This is a genomic window from Streptomyces sp. NPDC048018 (assembly GCF_043202995.1).
Lineage (GTDB): Bacteria > Actinomycetota > Actinomycetes > Streptomycetales > Streptomycetaceae > Streptomyces.
This window is the reverse complement of record NZ_JBIDBK010000009.1, coordinates 140,953-156,711: the sequence shown is the minus strand read 5'-3', so window position 1 is coordinate 156,711 and position 15,759 is coordinate 140,953. Positions and strand designations below refer to the sequence as shown.

Here is a 15,759-nt window from a genome sequence, read left to right as displayed (position 1 = left end):
CCCTCGAAGGACAGCGATGCCCTCCAACACGACCGCGCCCCCCGCCAAGAAGAAGGGGCGGCGTGCCCGCCTGATCGTTCTCGTCCTGGTCCTCGCTCTGGTCGCGGGTGTCGGGTACGGCGCGTACTGGGGCGTCAGCACCGTCCGGGGCTCGTTCCCGCAGACCAGCGGCACGATTCGGATCGACGGACTCTCCGCCCCGGTCGAGGTGAAGCGCGACGCCTACGGCGTTCCGCAGATCTACGCCGACAACGAGGCGGACCTGTTCCGCGCCCAGGGCTACGTCCAGGCGCAGGACCGCTTCTACGAGATGGACGTCCGCCGTCACGTGACGGCCGGCCGTCTGTCCGAGATGTTCGGCAAGAGCCAGGTCGACACCGACGCGTTCCTGCGCACGCTGGGCTGGCGTCGGGTCGCGCAGCAGGAGTACGACAAGGTCCTGTCGCCGGAGACGAAGAAGAATCTCCAGGCCTACGCCTCGGGCGTCAACGCCTATCTCAAGGGCCGGGACCCGTCCGACGTCTCCGTGGAGTACGCCGCCCTCGCCTTCAGCAACGAGTACAGCATCGAGCCGTGGACCCCGGTGGACTCGGTGGCCTGGCTCAAGGCCATGGCCTGGGACCTGCGCGGCAACATGCAGGACGAGATCGACCGCTCGCTCATGACGAGCCGGCTCAAGCCGCAGCAGATCAAGGACCTCTACCCGGGGTACCCATACGAGCTGCACCAGCCGATCGTCGACAAGGGCGCCGTCGACAAGATCACCGGCAAGTTCGACCCCAAGGCCGAGGCCAAGAACGACGACGGCGGCACCGGCGGGGACAGCGGCTCCCAGGGCATCCAGTCCCAGCTCGCCGCGCTCTCCGACAGCCTCGACGAGATCCCGGCCCTCCTCGGCCCCAACGGCAACGGCATCGGCTCGAACTCCTGGGTCGTCTCGGGCGACTACACGACCTCCGGCAAGCCGCTGCTCGCCAACGACCCGCACCTCGCGCCGATGCTGCCGTCCCTCTGGTACCAGATGGGCCTGCACTGCCGCTCCGTCTCGGCGACCTGCCGCTACGACGTCGCCGGCTACACCTTCTCCGGCACCCCCGGCGTGATCATCGGCCACAACGACTCGGTCGCCTGGGGCTTCACCAACCTCGGCGCCGACGTCACCGACCTCTACCTGGAGAAGATCGGCACCGACGGCTACCTCGTGGACGGCAAGACCAAGCCGTTCCTCGTCCGCGACGAGGTCATCAAGGTCGCCGGCGACGGGGACCGCACGATCACCATCCGCTCCACCGAGCACGGCCCGCTCGTCTCGGACCGCTCCACCGAGCTGGAGAAGGTCGGCAAGACCGCACCCGTCGGCAACGCCGCCCCCGACCGAGGCACCGGCTACGGCGTGGCCCTGCGCTGGACCGCGCTGCAGCCCGGCAAGTCCATGGACGCCGTCTTCGAGCTCAACCGCGCCAAGGACTTCCCGAGCTTCCGGGCCGCGGCCAAGGACTTCGAGGTCCCGTCCCAGAATCTGATCTACGCCGACACCCAGGGCCACATCGGCTACCAGGCCCCCGGCAAGATCCCGGTCCGCACCAAGGCCAAGACCTACGACGGCACCCTGCCCGTGCCCGGCTGGGACTCCTCGTACGACTGGAAGGGATACATCCCCTTCGACGAGCTGCCCTACGAGTACGACCCGGCCCGCGGCTACATCGTCACGGCCAACCAGGCCGTCGTCGACGAGAAGAAGTACCCCTACCTCCTCACCCGGGACTGGGGCTACGGCTCCCGCAGCCAGCGGATCAACGACCTGATCGAGTCGAAGATCAAGGACGGCGGCAAGATCTCGTCGGACGACATGCAGACGATGCAGACGGACAACCGCAGCGAGATCGCGACCCTGCTCAACCCGCTGCTGCTGAAGATCGACATCTCCGACCCGCAGGTGCGCGAGGCGCAGAAGCTGCTCGAGGGCTGGGACTACACCCAGGAGCCGGACTCGGCCGCCGCCGCGTACTTCAACGCGGTCTGGCGCAACGTCCTCAAGCTCGCCTTCGGCGACAAGCTGCCCAAGGAACTGCGTGTCGAGGGCGAGTGCATCAACGTGCGCGTCGCCGACACCACCGGCCCGGTCGACGAGCAGAACAGGCTGGTCCGCGAGTGCGGCGAGCGGGACGCCGACACGGCGCAGCCGGACGGCGGCGACCGCTGGTACGAGGTGGTCCGCCCGCTGCTCAAGCAGGAGAAGAACGAGTGGTGGAAGACGCCGGGCGACCGGCTCGACGCCCCCACCGAGACCCGTGACCAGCTGCTCGCCCAGGCCATGAGGGACGCCCGCTGGGAGCTGACCGCCAAGCTCGGCAAGGACGTCTCCACCTGGAGCTGGGGCCGGCTGCACCAGCTGACCCTGAAGAACCAGACGCTCGGCACCGCCGGCCCCGCGTTCGTGCAGTCGATGCTCAACCGCGGCCCGTGGAACCTGGGCGGTGGCGAGGCCGCGGTCGACGCGACCGGCTGGAACGCGGCCGGCGGCTACGACGTGATCTGGGTGCCGTCGATGCGGATGGTCGTCAACGTCGGCGACTGGGACCGGTCCCGCTGGATCAACCTCACCGGCGCCTCCGGCCACGCCTTCAGCAGCCACTACACCGACCAGACCGAGAAGTGGGCGAAGGGCGAGCTGCTCGACTGGTCCTACGGCCAGGCTGCGGTCGAGGCCGGCACCAGGGACACGCTCAAGCTGGAGCCGTAGCGCTCCCCGGCGCTCGGACGGGCGGGAGCAGACGGCTCCTCAGCGCCCGAAGCGCCGGACCCCCTCCGGGGTCACCACCGCGTGCACGGGGTGGTCGTGCGGTTCCTCCGGGACCCGCGCGACCACCTCGTTCGCGTAGAGGAGCACCACCAGCGCCGGATCCGCCGCCGCCCGTACGAGCCGGGCCAGGACGCGGTCGTACGAGCCGCCGCCCCGTCCGAGCCGCATGCCCCGCGCGTCCACCGCGAGGCCCGGGAGCAGCACCGCGTCCGCCGCGCACACCGCCTCGGGACCGAGGCGCTCGCCGACCGGTTCGAGCAGCCCCCGGCCCGCCTTCGCGAGCCGCCCGGCGCCCTCGTAAGCAGCCCAGTCCAGGTCGTTGTCGGGCAGCAGGACCGGCAGCAGAACCCGTACGCCCTGCTCGCGCAGCGCGTCCAGGAGAGCCCGGGTGCCGGGTTCGCGCCCCACCGAGACGTATGCGGCGACGGTGCCGGCCTCCGCCAGCTCGGACAGCTCCAGGGCGTGCTCCGCCAACAGGCCGGCCGTGTCCGCGATGTCCTGCGGGGTCAGCGCCGCGCGGGCGGTCAGCAGGGCCCGGCGCAAGAGGGCCTTCTCGGTCGGTTCCTCACGGGGTTCGGTGCTCAAAGCGGCTGGTATTCCTCTGGTATCGGGCGGTAGCGGTACGAGGGCCGGGAAAGCGCGGCCGATGCGTGGTTTCTCTCTGCATCTCTCCGTATCTCCTGCATCTCCTCCATCTCTCATATTCCTCCCATACCGAACGGCTAGGGTGCTCCGCATGACTCAGACGTCGTCCCTCACGAAGGCTGTCATCCCGGCCGCGGGCCTCGGCACCCGGTTCCTGCCGGCCACCAAGGCGACGCCCAAGGAGATGCTGCCGGTCGTGGACAAACCGGCGATCCAGTACGTCGTGGAGGAGGCCGTCGCGGCCGGGCTCTCCGACGTCCTGATGATCACCGGCCGCAACAAGCGCCCGCTCGAGGACCACTTCGACCGGAACTACGAGCTGGAGGAGGCGCTCACCCGCAAGGGCGACGACGAACGGCTCGCCAAGGTCCAGGAGTCCAACGACCTGGCCACCATGCACTACGTCCGCCAGGGTGCCCCCCGCGGTCTCGGCCACGCCGTGCTCTGCGCCGCCCCGCACGTGGGCGAGCAGCCCTTCGCGGTGCTCCTCGGCGACGACCTGATCGACCCGCGCGACCCGCTGCTCGCCCGCATGGTCGAGGTGCGCGAGCGCTTCGGCGGCAGCGTCATCGCGCTCATGGAGGTCGAGGCCTCCCAGATCCACCTCTACGGCTGCGCGGCCGTCGGCCCGACGGACGAGTCGGACGTGGTGAAGGTGACGGACCTGGTGGAGAAGCCGGAGCCGGCGGAGGCCCCGAGCAACCTCGCGATCATCGGCCGCTACGTCCTGGACCCCGCCGTCTTCGCGATACTGCGGGAGACCGCGCCGGGCCGCGGCGGGGAGATCCAGCTGACCGACGCCCTGCAGAAACTCGTCCAGGACGAACGGGTCGGCGGACCCGTCCACGGCGTCGTCTTCAAGGGCCGCCGCTACGACACCGGCGACCGTGGCGACTATCTGCGTGCCATTGTCAGACTGGCGTGCGAACGTGAAGACCTGGGACCGGACTTCCGGACCTGGCTCCGCAGTTACGTCAGCGAGGAGATGTAGCACCTTGAGCAGCAGCACGGCACCGTCGGACCGCGACCCCGCGGGCGACTCCTCCGGTGACCCCTGCGCGGGCCCGGCCCGCGGCCTGTGGTCCGTCGACGAGCACCTCGACGACATCCTGGCCACGGTCGCCCCGCTCGAGCCCATCGAGCTGCAGCTGCTCGACGCCCAGGGGTGCGTGCTCGTCGAGGACGTCACGGTGCCGGTCGCGCTGCCGCCCTTCGACAACAGCTCCATGGACGGGTACGCGGTGCGGGTCGCCGACGTGGCCGGGGCGAGCGCGGAGTTCCCCGCCGTCCTGACCGTGATCGGCGACGTCGCCGCGGGCGCCGGCGGCCTGCCCGAGGTCGGCCCGGGCGAGGCCGCCCGGATCATGACGGGCGCCCCGCTGCCGCCCGGTGCCGAGGCCGTCGTCCCGGTCGAGTGGACCGACGGCGGCACGGGCGGGGGTGCGGCGGGCGCCATGCGCCCCGCGGCGGCCGCTCCGGAGGGCGCCGCGGGTGAGGTCCGCGTCCACCGTCCCGCCGAGGCCCGCGCCCATGTCCGGGCCCGGGGCAGCGACGTCACCGCGGGCGAGCTGGCGCTCGCCGCGGGGACCGTCCTCGGGGCGCCGCAGATCGGCCTGCTCGCGGCGATCGGCCGGGGCACCGTGCGGGTGCGCCCCCGTCCGCGGGTGGTCGTGATCTCCACCGGCAGCGAACTGACCCAGCCCGGCGAGCCCTTGGCCGAGGGACAGATCTACGACTCCAACAGCTTCGCGCTGGCCGCCGCCGCACGCGAGGCCGGCGCCCTTGCCTACCGCGTCGGCGCCGTCGCCGACGACGCCGAGTCGCTGCGCGCCGCCATCGAGGACCAGCTGATCAGGGCCGACCTGATCGTCACCACGGGCGGGGTCAGCGTCGGGGCGTACGACGTGGTGAAGGAGGCGCTGACGGCGGACGGCGAGGTCGACTTCCGCAAGTTGGCGATGCAGCCGGGCAAGCCGCAGGGCTTCGGCATGATCGGCCCCGACCACACCCCGCTGCTCGCCCTGCCGGGCAACCCGGTCTCCTCGTACGTCTCCTTCGAGCTGTTCGTACGCCCCGCGATCCGCGCCCTCATGGGCCTGCGCGACCGGCCCGACGCGCAGCGCCCCACCGTCCGCGCCGTGCTGACGTCGGACCGCGCACTGTCCTCGCCTGCGGGCCGCCGCCAGTTCCTGCGCGGCACCTACGACGCCGCGTCGGGCACCGCCACCCCGGTGGGCGGCGCGGGCTCCCACCTGATCGCGGCGCTCGCCCACGCGGACGCCCTCCTCGTCGTACCGGAGGAGGCCACGGCGGTGGAACCCGGCACGGAACTCGAAGTGGTCCTCCTCGGCTGAGGGGTGCATGGTGGGGGTACCGTGTCGTCCCACACAGCGACCGGGAGTGTCACCGCCATGAGCACGCAGCAAGGCCTCACCCACATCGACGAGGCGGGGGCGGCCCGCATGGTCGACGTCTCCGCGAAGGACGTCACGGCCCGCACCGCCCGTGCCAGCGGCCGCGTCCTCGTCTCGCCGCGCGTGATCGAGCTGCTCCGTGGTGAGGGCGTGCCGAAGGGCGACGCGCTGGCCACGGCCCGGATCGCCGGGATCATGGGCGCCAAGAAGACCCCGGAGCTGATCCCGCTCTGCCACCCGCTGGCCGTCTCGGGCGTCACGCTGGACCTGGCGGTCGCCGACGACGCCGTCGAGATCCTGGCGACGGTGCGGACCACGGACCGTACGGGCGTGGAGATGGAGGCCCTGACGGCGGTGTCGGTGGCGGCCCTGACCGTCGTCGACATGGTCAAGGCGGTCGACAAGGGCGCGGTCATCTCCGACGTACGGGTGGAGGAGAAGACCGGCGGCAAGTCCGGCCACTGGACGCGGAGCGCCTCATGACCCGCGCGGGCCGGGTGGCCGGAGCGCACGAGCACGAGGCTCACGCCCCGGCGGCGCTCGACGGCGCGGTCGGCGGCGCCCTCACCGCCCCGTACTCCGCCCTCGTGGTCACCGCCTCCAACCGGGCGGCGGCCGGCGTCTACGAGGACAAGGGCGGCCCACTGATCGCGGAGGGGCTGCGCCGCATGGGCTTCGCCGTGGACGGCCCGCAGGTCGTCCCGGACGGCGCGCCGGTCGAGGCGGCGCTGCGTGCCGGGGTCGCGGCGGGCTACGACGTCGTCCTCACCACCGGCGGTACGGGCATCTCGCCGACCGACGAGACCCCCGAGGTCACCCGGCGCGTCCTCGACGTGGAGATCCCGGGCATCCCGGAGGCGATCCGCGCGTACGGCCGGGAGAAGGTGCCGACCGCGGCGCTCTCGCGGGGCCTGGCCGGGGTGGCCGGGGGCACGCTGATCGTGAATCTGCCCGGTTCGACGGGTGGGGTGCGCGACGGGCTCGCGGTGCTGGAGCCGCTGCTGGTCCACGCCGTGGACCAGATCCGCGGCGGCGACCACCCGAGAGCGGCGTCGGAAGCGGGCCCGGAGTCATGATCCCCTCCTGGCCCGTGGTCCTGGTGGACGGCGACGTGCTGCTCCGCCCGATAAAGATGCGCGACCAGCGGGCCTGGCGCGAGGTGAACCGGCGCAACCGCGACTGGCTGCGCCCGTGGGAGGCGACCGTCCCGCCGCCCGGCCCGGTCGGCCCGGTGGCGCAGCGTCCCACGTACCGTCAGATGGTGCGCCATCTGCGGGCGGAGGCGAACGCGGGCCGGATGCTGCCGTTCGTGATCGAGTACCAGGGGCGTCTGGTCGGGCAGTTGACGGTGGCGGGGATCGCCTGGGGCTCGATGTGCTCGGGCCATGTGGGCTACTGGGTGGACAGCGAGGTGGCCGGCCGCGGTGTCATGCCGACGGCGGTCGCGCTGGCCGTGGACCACTGTTTCCGCACGGTCGGGCTGCACCGGATGGAAGTCTGCATTCGCCCGGAGAACGGTCCCTCGCGGCGGGTCGTCGAGAAATTGGGATTCAGGGAGGAGGGGCTGAGGCCCCGTTACCTCCACATCGACGGCGCCTGGCGTGACCATCTGGTCTTCGCGCTGACGGTGGAGGAAGTGCCGGAGGGACTGCTGCGCCGCTGGCACCAGGCCCGTCGCCAACCCCACTAATTCCCATAAGTGTTCGAATTACATCGCCAGTTGACCGTCAATCGATCTGAACAATCACAAAAAAGTTCAGTGATATCAGCCAGATCGTGCGACACACCGGGCCAATTGGCCGATGCCCTCACCCGAACCCCTCTACCGTGTGAGGCGTGAGCAGCAGCGGCCTCATCTACGCAGTCATCGTCGGGGCCTGGGCCGCCTACTTGGTGCCGATGTGGCTCCGCAGGCAGGACGAGCTGAACGAGGCCCGTCCGACGGAACGCTTCAGCACCGCCATCCGGCTGCTGTCCGGACGGGCGGGCATGGAGCGCCGTTACGCCAAGGAGCTGCGGGACCGGGATCGTGCGGCGGAGGAAGCGGCGCCCGACGTGGACCCGGACGCGGAGACAGAGCATCTGAGCTCGGTCGACGTCCGGGCCTTCAGCGCGCCCGCGGCCAGGACGGAAGCCCGTCTGGAGATGCCGGAACCGGCCCCGAAGCCCCAGGCCCCCGCCCAGGCCCCCGCCCCCGGACCCGCCCGGCGCACGCCCAGCGCGGCGGCCGAGCGGGCCCGCAGAGGCAAGGCCCTGGCCCGGCGCCGGCGCACCACGGTGCTCCTCTTCCTGGCCTTCACCTTCGGTGCGGTCGTGGCGGCCGTCGGCGGCCTCGCGTTCCTGTGGGCCCCGGCCGTCCCGGCCGTGCTCCTGAGCGCGTACATCGTCTACCTGCGCGCCCAGGAGCGCCGGCGCTTCGTCTACGTGATGGACCGGCGCAGCGCGGAGGCCGCCGCGGCCCGGCTGCGCGAGAGCCGCCGTCCGGCCCCGACGCCCGAGCCGGAGCCCGCCCAGCCCCCGGCGCCGGCCCAGTCCGTCTCCCCGCAGGAGGCGGACCGCCGCGCGCTGGTGGAGCAGACGGACCACGCGGAGTGGGTGGACCAGCAGCGCGAGCGGGGTCCGGCCCGCGGCGACAGCTGGGAGCCGGTCCCGGTCCCGCTCCCCACGTACGTCACCGCCCCGGTCGCCCCGCGCGCCTCGGGCGGGGTCGACATCACGGATCCGGAGACCTGGAGCTCGGCCCGCTCCTCCACGGCGGCCGACCCGACTCCGGCTCCCGCCCCGGCTCCCCGCCAGCGCACGGCCCAGCCGCGCCCCCGCCGCGACCACGGCCGGACCCCGCTCTTCGACCAGTACGCGGACGACGACCGACCGCGGGCGGCCAACGAGTGACCCCTCGCCGGGGGCCCGCGACGGTCCCCGGCTGACCTGCGGGGGAGCGGATTTCCAACATCGCCCGTGGGGATGCTAATGTTTCACACGTCGCAAGGGCCTGTGGCGCAGTCTGGTAGCGCACCTCGTTCGCATCGAGGGGGTCTGGGGTTCAAATCCCCACAGGTCCACAGACACGAAGGGCCCCGTCCGATCGCAAGATCGGGCGGGGTCCTTCGCTTGTTTCCGGGCTCGGTTCCGGGCCCGTCCCCGGGTCTCTTCCTCTGGTGCGAACGTCAGGAGGCCTGGGCCTTGTTGTAGAGGTTCTGGACGTCCGTGCCGAAGTACGGGCCGAACATGCGGTTCGGCAGGAAGTTGTAGCCGAAGCTGTTCACCGAGGCCTGGAAGCCGGTGCCGGTGCTCTCGTCGAAGGAGGCGAACCAGGGGCCGCCGCTGGAGCCGCCGGTCATGTTGCAGGCGAGCGAGTGGTCCTGGGAGAGCAGGAAGTCCTTGGACGTGTTGCCGGCGCAGTAGGTCAGCTTCTTGCCGTCGTACGGAGCGGCGGCCGGGAAGCCGAAGGCGTACATCGGCTTGTTGTAGCCGCCGTTGAACCGGATGCCCTGGGCGCCGGTGACCGACGTGAGGGTCCGGCCGTTCAGCGGGGCGACGACGGCCGCGCCGACGTCGTAGTTGATGTCCTCGCTCGCCTCCCACTGCGGGGTGGTGAGGGTCCTGGCGGCCGTCCACTGCCCGTAGGGCGCGTTGCCGTCGGCGTAGGCGGGGACGAAGACCCAGTCGGTGTGCCAGGCGCCCTGGTACTTCACGCAGTGCCCGGCGGTGATCACCGTGCTGGCGTTCTGGCTGGTGACCGCGTTGCCGGAGCAGGAGGCCGTGCGGCCCTGGAAGGTGAAGAAGACCCGGCCGGAGGTCTTCACGACCGCGCCGCCGCCGGTCCACGCGCCGCCCGCCTGCGGGAACGCGGCGGGGGACGCGGCCGTGGTGCCGGCCGCCGTCGGGGCGATGGTCGTCGGGGCGGCCGCGTGCGGGACCCGGCGCACGGAGCCGGGGTCCGCCGTGAGGTCCAGCGGGGTGGCCGAGCGCATCCGGTCCGGCGTCCAGAAGGCGGCCGTCCGGTCCTGCTGTGCCGTCGTGAACGAGTGGCCGGTGGTGTCGGCGGCCTGGGCCGCCCCCGTCGAGGCGAGTCCGCCGGCGACGAGGGCGCCGACGGACAGCAGGACGGCCGGGGCGAAGCGATGGCGTCTCACGCATGTCTCCTTCTGCCGAGGCAGGTGGGGGATGAGAACGGTGCGGATCGACGTGCCCGGGCAGCGTGACAGAGCCCCCGAGCTTTGTCAGGGGCGTGTCACAGCCATTCTGGGGCGGGCGGCGGGCCGCCCCCCGTGGGACCTCAGACGGTCCCGAGCGCCTTCGCGTAGCAGCGGCTGTTCGGGTACTCCCGGTAGTAGCCGAACTTGGCGCACGGCTCGTAGCCGCTGGTGGTGTAGAGGGCGATGGCCTCGGGCTGGGCCGTACCCGTCTCCAGGACCATGCGCGTCCGGCCGGCGGCCCGGGCGTCGGCCTCCAGGGCGGCGAGGATGCGGCGGGCGAGGCCCAGGCCGCGCGCCTCGGGAACCACGTACATGCGCTTCAGCTCGGCGTCGCCGTCGGCGTAGCCCTCGTCGTTCGCCTCCTGGGTGCGCCAGCCGCCGGTGGCGACCGGGAAGCCCCCGGGGTCGTACGCGATCAGGTAGAGGCCCTGCGGCGGGGCGAACATCGACGGGTCGAGCGGAGTGAGATCGCCCTCACCGTCACCGTCGTCGTCCGCGTAGCGCACGGCGTACTCCAGCTGCACGGCGTCGTTCAGCTTGACCGCGTCAGGGTGATCGAAGGGAGTGGGGCGAATATCCATGCGCAGCATCGTACATGTATGCGGGCGTCGGGTGTCGGTATTCTCCCGGGATGCTCACTGTGACGTCCGTGAATGTCAATGGTCTCCGAGCCGCCGCCAAGAAGGGCTTCGTCGCGTGGCTGGCCGGGACCTCCGCCGATGTGGTCTGCCTCCAGGAGGTGCGCGCCGAGGAGGCGCAGCTGCCCGCCGAGGTGCGGGCCCCCGAGGGCTGGTTCACCGCCCACGCGCCCGCCGCCGCCAAGGGGCGCGCCGGGGTCTCGCTCTACACGCGGCGCGAGCCCGACGCCGTACGCGTCGGCTTCGGGTCGGAGGAGTTCGACGGCAGCGGCCGGTATGTCGAGGCCGACCTGCCCGGCGTCACCGTCGCCAGCCTCTACCTGCCCTCGGGTGAGGTCGGCACCGAACGGCAGGACGAGAAGGTCCGCTTCATGGACGCCTTCCTGCCGTACCTGAAGGAGCTCAAGGAGCGCGCCGCCGCCGACGGCCGCGAGGTCGTCGTCTGCGGCGACTGGAACATCGCCCACCGCGAGGCCGACCTGAAGAACTGGAAGGCCAACCAGAAGAACGCCGGCTTCCTCCCCGAGGAGCGGGAGTGGCTGACCCGGGTCCTCGCGGAGGGCGACGGCGGGTACGTGGACGTCGTCCGCGCCCTCCATCCCGACCAGGACGGCCCCTACTCCTGGTGGTCCTACCGCGGCCGCGCCTTCGACAACGACAGCGGCTGGCGGATCGACTACCAGATCGCCACCCCCGGACTCGCGGGCAAGGCCGTCAAGGCCTACGTCGAGCGGGCCGCCACGCACGCCGAGCGGTGGAGCGACCACGCGCCGGTGACGGCCGTCTACCAGCTCTAGCCGCGTCGCCGGCCGGGGCTCAGGGGCGCATCCGGCGGTCCAGGGCCAGGGACAGCTCGGCCTCCACGACGCTCTTCGCCAGCGGCCGCAGGCGCTGGAGGTCCTTCTCCTCCGTGTACGTGCCCAGGAGTTCCGTGAAGAGCTCCGCGAGCGCCTCCGCGTGCTCGCGGACCCGGCCGCCCGCCTCCAGGACGGCGGCCAGCGGGACGCCCTCGCGGACGAGGGCGGACGAGACGTCGAGCAGGCGGCGGCTGACGTGGACGATGTCCTCGCCGTCCGTGGCGAGATAGCCGAGGTCGAGGGCGGCGGCCAGGTTCTCGGGGGTGACCTCGCCGGCGAAGGTGTCGGCGAGCTCCTCCGGGGTCAGCCGGACCGGCTCCTCCTCGGTCGGGGTGCCGAGTTCGAGGACCTCGCCGACGTCGCGGCCGGACTCGAAGGCGGTGGTGAGGTCGGCGATGCCGTTGAGGGTGTGGCCGCGTTCGAGCAGGGCGGCGATGGTGCGCAGCCGGGCCAGGTGCCGCTCGTCGTACCAGGCGATCCGGCCCTCGCGGCGGGGCGGCGGTATCAGTCCGCGCTCCCGGTAGAAGCGCAGGGTGCGGACGGTGATGCCGGCGGCGGCGGCCAGGTCGGCCATGCGGTACTCGTGCGGGGCTCTGTCCCGGCCCCCGGGCCGCGCCGTCCCTCCGGTGCCCGCGGTCCCCGTGGGTGCCGCCGTGTCCGCCTGCTCTCCCGTTCGTTCTGCCACGCCCGCCAGCCTATGTTGTACCGCCGGTAACTTTCCCCGGTCCAACCCCTACCGCTCGGTATGCCGCTGCTCTACAGTCCGACTGTGCCAGTGATCGCTGGCGTAATCATGGCCGGGCGCACGGGAGGCGGCATGGCGAAGCACGAGCACGTACGGGTGGCGGTGATCGGATCGGGATTCGGCGGACTCGGGGCCGCCGTCCGGCTGCGCCGTGAGGGGATCACCGACTTCGTCGTCCTGGAGCGGGCCGACGCCGTCGGCGGCACCTGGCGGGACAACAGCTACCCCGGCTGTGCCTGCGACGTCCCCTCCCACCTCTACTCCTTCTCCTTCGCGCCCAATCCCGACTGGCCGCGCACCTTCTCCGGGCAGCGCCACATCCGCGCGTACCTGGAGCACGTCACCGACACCTTCGGGATCCGCCCGCACCTGCGCCTGGGGCACGAGGTCATGAAGATGGCCTGGGACGAGGACGAGCTGCGCTGGGAGATCGAGACGAGCCGCGGCTCCTTCTCCGCCGACGTCGTCGTCTCCGCCACCGGGCCGCTGTCCGACCCGAAGATCCCCGACATCCCGGGGCTCGCCGACTTCACCGGCAAGGTCTTCCACTCCGCCCGCTGGGACCACGACTACGACCTCACCGGCAAGCGCGTCGCCATGGTCGGCACCGGCGCCTCCGCCATCCAGATCGTTCCGGCCGTCCAGCCGAAGGTCCGGAGGCTCACCCTCTTCCAGCGCACGCCCCCGTGGGTCATGCCGCGCGTGGACCGGGCCATCAGCGGCCCCGAGCGCTGGCTGCACCGGCGGCTGCCGTTCACCGCGACCGCCCGCCGGGGCCTCCTGTGGGGCATCCGCGAGCTCCAGGTCAGCGCCTTCACCAAGCGGCCCAACGAGCTCGGCCTGGTCGAGCGGCTCGCCAAGGCGAACATCGCCCGCTCGATCAAGGACCCGGAGCTGCGGGCCAGGCTGACCCCCTCGTACCGCCTCGGCTGCAAGCGCATCCTGCTGTCGAACGCCTACTACCCGGCACTCGCCCAGCCCAACGTGGACGTGGTCGCCTCCGGCCTGAAGGAGGTCCGCGGGAACGTCCTCGTCGCCGCCGACGGGACCGAGACCGAGGTCGACGCGATCATCTTCGGCACCGGCTTCCACGTCACCGACATGCCGATCGCCTCGCGAGTCGTCGGCGCCGACGGCCGCTCGCTCGCCGACCACTGGAAGGGCGGCATGGAGGCGCTGCGCGGCGCCACCGCCGCCGGCTTCCCCAACTGGATGACGATCATCGGCCCCAACACGGGCCTGGGGAACTCCTCGATGATCCTCATGATCGAGTCCCAGCTGAACTACATGGCCGACTACCTGCGCCAGCTCGACGTGCTCGGCGGCCGCGCCGCCCTCGCCGCCCGGCCCTCCGCCGTGGGCGCCTGGAACCGCCAGGTGCAGGCCCGGATGGAGCGGACCGTGTGGCAGGCGGGCGGCTGCGAGAGCTGGTACCTCGACGCCAACGGCCGCAACACCACCCTGTGGCCGGGCACCACCGGCGAGTTCCGGCGCGAGACGCGGTCCGTCGACCTCTCCGAGTACGAGGTGCTGCGGGCGCCCGCGAAGGCCCCGGCCGGCCGCCGCACCACCCGCAAGAAGGAGGCCGCGCAGTGAACCCGCAGACCGTGACCTCCGCCGACGGCTCCCGTCTCCATGTCGAGGTGCACGGCCGGGCCGACGCCCCCGCCGTCGTCCTCGCCCACGGCTGGACCTGCTCCACCCGCTTCTGGGACGCGCAGATACGGGACCTCGCGGCCGACCACAAGGTCATCGCCTACGACCAGCGCGGCCACGGCGGCTCCCCCGTCCCGGCCGCCGACGGCAAGGGCTACTCCACCGAGGCCCTCGCCGACGATCTGGAGGCCGTGCTCGCGGCCACCCTCGGCCCCGGCGAGCGGGCCGTCCTGGCCGGGCACTCCATGGGCGGCATGACCCTCATGGCCGCGGCCCGGCGTCCGGCCCTGCGGCAGCACGCCGCCGCCGCGCTGCTCTGCTCGACCGGGCCCGCGCGGCTCACCGCCGAGGCCCTCGTCGTCCCGCTGGGGCCGGGCGGGCTGCGGACCCGGCTGACCCGCTCCGTCCTCGGCTCGAAGGCGCCGCTCGGGCCGGTCAGTCCCGTCTCGAAGAAGATCCTCAGGTACGCGACGATGGGACCGGGGTCCGCGGCCGACCGGGTCGACGCCTGCGCGCGGATCGTCCACGCCTGCCCGCGCGGCGCGCGGTACGGCTGGTCGCAGGTCCTCGCGGGCCTCGACCTGGAGGCGGAGCTGCGGGAGCTGCGGCTGCCCGTCGCGGTGCTCGTGGGCACCGCCGACCGGCTCACCCCGCCGGTCCACGCCCGCGCCATGGCGGCCGCCCTGCCGCACTGCACGGGCCTGGTCGAACTGGCCGGCATGGGCCACATGACGCCGGTGGAGGCCCCCGAGGCCGTCACCGCACAGATCCGCGAACTGACGCTCACGTACCTGGGTGTGACGGAGCAGGCCGTGAAGGAGGAGGCAGAGGCATGAGCAGGGTGAGCCTGGAAGGACAGGTGGCGGTCGTCACCGGAGGGGCCCGCGGCGTCGGTGAACTCCTCGCGCGCAAACTCTCCGCCCGCGGCGCGAGGATCGCGCTCGTCGGCCTGGAGCCCGAACTCCTCAAGGAGGTCGCGGGCCGGCTCCACACCGAGGCCGACTGGTGGCACGCGGACGTCACCGACCACGAGGCCATGGCGAAGGTCGCGGCCGAGGTGAAGGAGCGGTTCGGCAAGGTCGACACCGTGGTCGCCAACGCCGGTGTGGCGGCAGGCGGTCCGTTCGTCGACTCCGATCCGGTCGCCTGGCGGCGGGTCATCGAGGTCAACCTGATCGGCGGCGCGGTGACCGCCCGGGCGTTCCTGCCCGTCCTCATGGAGTCCCGCGGCTACTTCCTGCAGATCGCCTCGCTGGCCGCGATGACCCCGGCGCCGATGATGACCGCGTACTGCGCCTCCAAGTCCGGTGTGGAGGCCTTCGCGCACAGCCTGCGGGCCGAGGTCGCCTACAAGGGCGTCAGGGTCGGCGTCGGCTACCTGTCCTGGACCGACACCGACATGGTGCGGGGCGCCGACCAGGACGACGTGATGCGCGAGCTGCGCTCCCGGCTGCCGTGGCCGTCGAACCGCACCTACCCGCTCGGCCCGGCCGTCGACCGGATCGTCGCCGGCATCGAGCGCCGCTCGGCCCATGTGTACGCCCAGTGGTGGCTGCGCGGAATGCAGTCGAGCCGCGGCTACCTGCCGGGGATCATCGCGACCGTCGGCCGGCGCGAGATGCAGCGCTTCGAACCGCGGCTGGCGTCCGTCCCGAAGGGGCTTGTGGGTGCGGGCGGTGCGGCGGACGAGCACGCCCGCACGGACTCGGCCCGGCCGTCGTAACAGTCCGTATTCGGTCGAAATGCGCGGAGTGTCCTGGCGTGTCAATCTGGTCGAGGCCCAGGGGCGACCAACGCCCCGT

Annotated in this window: 15 protein-coding genes and 1 tRNA gene; 12 read left to right on the top strand and 4 right to left on the bottom strand. The window is 72.3% G+C overall.

Translation table 11 applies throughout. From position 1 onward, the window contains the following. Positions 1–16 precede the first annotated feature (16 nt). Positions 17–2,743 (top strand): penicillin acylase family protein, encoded by a 2,727-nt coding sequence (locus ACGF1Z_RS29550; RefSeq protein WP_393009071.1) that lies wholly within the window; start codon positions 17–19, stop codon positions 2,741–2,743. A 39-nt stretch (positions 2,744–2,782) separates the two neighbouring features. Here ACGF1Z_RS29550 and ACGF1Z_RS29545 read toward each other — a convergent pair whose 3' ends face one another. Then, complete coding sequence (locus ACGF1Z_RS29545) at positions 2,783–3,388, bottom strand: 5-formyltetrahydrofolate cyclo-ligase (protein WP_393009070.1); 606 nt, start codon at positions 3,386–3,388, stop codon at positions 2,783–2,785. Between the two features lie 151 nt (positions 3,389–3,539). Here ACGF1Z_RS29545 and galU point away from each other — a divergent pair, with 151 nt between their 5' ends. The 7 genes from galU (at position 3,540) to ACGF1Z_RS29510 (ending at position 8,924) form a co-directional block, all read left to right on the top strand. Beyond that, positions 3,540–4,439, top strand: coding sequence for a UTP--glucose-1-phosphate uridylyltransferase GalU (gene galU / locus ACGF1Z_RS29540; RefSeq protein WP_393009069.1), 900 nt, complete (start codon positions 3,540–3,542; stop codon positions 4,437–4,439). Positions 4,440–4,443: 4 nt separating this feature from the next. Beyond that, positions 4,444–5,802: a gephyrin-like molybdotransferase Glp gene (gene glp, locus ACGF1Z_RS29535; protein WP_393009068.1), complete on the top strand. Its 1,359-nt coding sequence runs from the start codon at positions 4,444–4,446 to the stop codon at positions 5,800–5,802. Positions 5,803–5,859: 57 nt separating this feature from the next. Continuing rightward, positions 5,860–6,345: a cyclic pyranopterin monophosphate synthase MoaC gene (moaC, locus tag ACGF1Z_RS29530; RefSeq protein ID WP_393009067.1), complete on the top strand. Its 486-nt coding sequence runs from the start codon at positions 5,860–5,862 to the stop codon at positions 6,343–6,345. After that, positions 6,342–6,938: a molybdenum cofactor biosynthesis protein B gene (locus ACGF1Z_RS29525; RefSeq protein ID WP_393009066.1), complete on the top strand. Its 597-nt coding sequence runs from the start codon at positions 6,342–6,344 to the stop codon at positions 6,936–6,938. Before moaC ends, ACGF1Z_RS29525 begins: the two co-directional genes overlap by 4 nt. Continuing rightward, positions 6,935–7,552, top strand: coding sequence for a GNAT family N-acetyltransferase (locus tag ACGF1Z_RS29520; protein WP_393009065.1), 618 nt, complete (start codon positions 6,935–6,937; stop codon positions 7,550–7,552). The genes ACGF1Z_RS29525 and ACGF1Z_RS29520 overlap by 4 nt, the downstream gene beginning before the upstream one ends. Before the next feature lie 146 nt (positions 7,553–7,698). Further along, entirely contained in the window at positions 7,699–8,754 is a 1,056-nt protein-coding gene (glpR, locus tag ACGF1Z_RS29515) for a gephyrin-like molybdotransferase receptor GlpR (RefSeq protein ID WP_393009064.1), read from the top strand. A gap of 96 nt (positions 8,755–8,850) precedes the next feature. Then, positions 8,851–8,924: transfer RNA gene (locus ACGF1Z_RS29510), tRNA-Ala, on the top strand. Positions 8,925–9,029: 105 nt separating this feature from the next. Here the strand turns inward: ACGF1Z_RS29510 and ACGF1Z_RS29505 are convergent. After that, complete coding sequence (locus ACGF1Z_RS29505; protein ID WP_393009063.1) at positions 9,030–9,998, bottom strand: trypsin-like serine peptidase; 969 nt, start codon at positions 9,996–9,998, stop codon at positions 9,030–9,032. 143 nt (positions 9,999–10,141) lie between these two features. Beyond that, on the bottom strand, positions 10,142–10,642 hold the full coding sequence (locus ACGF1Z_RS29500; protein WP_393009062.1) for a GNAT family N-acetyltransferase: 501 nt from the start codon (positions 10,640–10,642) through the stop codon (positions 10,142–10,144). 50 nt (positions 10,643–10,692) lie between these two features. Between ACGF1Z_RS29500 and ACGF1Z_RS29495 the strand changes: the two genes are divergently transcribed. After that, positions 10,693–11,496: an exodeoxyribonuclease III gene (locus ACGF1Z_RS29495; RefSeq protein WP_393009061.1), complete on the top strand. Its 804-nt coding sequence runs from the start codon at positions 10,693–10,695 to the stop codon at positions 11,494–11,496. 19 nt (positions 11,497–11,515) lie between these two features. Here ACGF1Z_RS29495 and ACGF1Z_RS29490 read toward each other — a convergent pair whose 3' ends face one another. After that, a complete protein-coding gene (locus ACGF1Z_RS29490) occupies positions 11,516–12,130 on the bottom strand; it encodes a MerR family transcriptional regulator (protein ID WP_393009182.1) in 615 nt (204 codons plus the stop codon). Between the two features lie 243 nt (positions 12,131–12,373). On the opposite strand from ACGF1Z_RS29490, the gene ACGF1Z_RS29485 reads away from it, so the two are divergent. The 3 genes from ACGF1Z_RS29485 to ACGF1Z_RS29475 are packed head-to-tail and all read left to right on the top strand — an operon-like array spanning position 12,374 to position 15,680. Beyond that, positions 12,374–13,897 carry a flavin-containing monooxygenase gene (locus ACGF1Z_RS29485; RefSeq protein WP_393009060.1) on the top strand — a complete coding sequence of 508 codons (1,524 nt, stop codon included), beginning with the start codon at positions 12,374–12,376 and terminating at the stop codon, positions 13,895–13,897. Next, positions 13,894–14,793, top strand: coding sequence for an alpha/beta fold hydrolase (locus ACGF1Z_RS29480; protein ID WP_393009059.1), 900 nt, complete (start codon positions 13,894–13,896; stop codon positions 14,791–14,793). The genes ACGF1Z_RS29485 and ACGF1Z_RS29480 overlap by 4 nt, the downstream gene beginning before the upstream one ends. After that, entirely contained in the window at positions 14,790–15,680 is an 891-nt protein-coding gene (locus ACGF1Z_RS29475) for an SDR family oxidoreductase (protein WP_393009058.1), read from the top strand. Before ACGF1Z_RS29480 ends, ACGF1Z_RS29475 begins: the two co-directional genes overlap by 4 nt. The last annotated feature ends 79 nt before the right edge of the window (positions 15,681–15,759 follow it).

Coding starts and splice junctions, on each gene's coding strand:
- galU (WP_393009069.1), top strand. CDS start 3,540: ATGACTCAGACGTCGTCCCTCACGAAGGCTGTCATCCCGGCCGCGGGC.
- ACGF1Z_RS29490 (WP_393009182.1), bottom strand. CDS start 12,130: ATGGCCGACCTGGCCGCCGCCGCCGGCATCACCGTCCGCACCCTGCGC.
- ACGF1Z_RS29500 (WP_393009062.1), bottom strand. CDS start 10,642: ATGGATATTCGCCCCACTCCCTTCGATCACCCTGACGCGGTCAAGCTG.
- ACGF1Z_RS29495 (WP_393009061.1), top strand. CDS start 10,693: ATGCTCACTGTGACGTCCGTGAATGTCAATGGTCTCCGAGCCGCCGCC.
- ACGF1Z_RS29525 (WP_393009066.1), top strand. CDS start 6,342: ATGACCCGCGCGGGCCGGGTGGCCGGAGCGCACGAGCACGAGGCTCAC.
- ACGF1Z_RS29550 (WP_393009071.1), top strand. CDS start 17: ATGCCCTCCAACACGACCGCGCCCCCCGCCAAGAAGAAGGGGCGGCGT.
- ACGF1Z_RS29475 (WP_393009058.1), top strand. CDS start 14,790: ATGAGCAGGGTGAGCCTGGAAGGACAGGTGGCGGTCGTCACCGGAGGG.
- moaC (WP_393009067.1), top strand. CDS start 5,860: ATGAGCACGCAGCAAGGCCTCACCCACATCGACGAGGCGGGGGCGGCC.
- ACGF1Z_RS29485 (WP_393009060.1), top strand. CDS start 12,374: ATGGCGAAGCACGAGCACGTACGGGTGGCGGTGATCGGATCGGGATTC.
- ACGF1Z_RS29520 (WP_393009065.1), top strand. CDS start 6,935: ATGATCCCCTCCTGGCCCGTGGTCCTGGTGGACGGCGACGTGCTGCTC.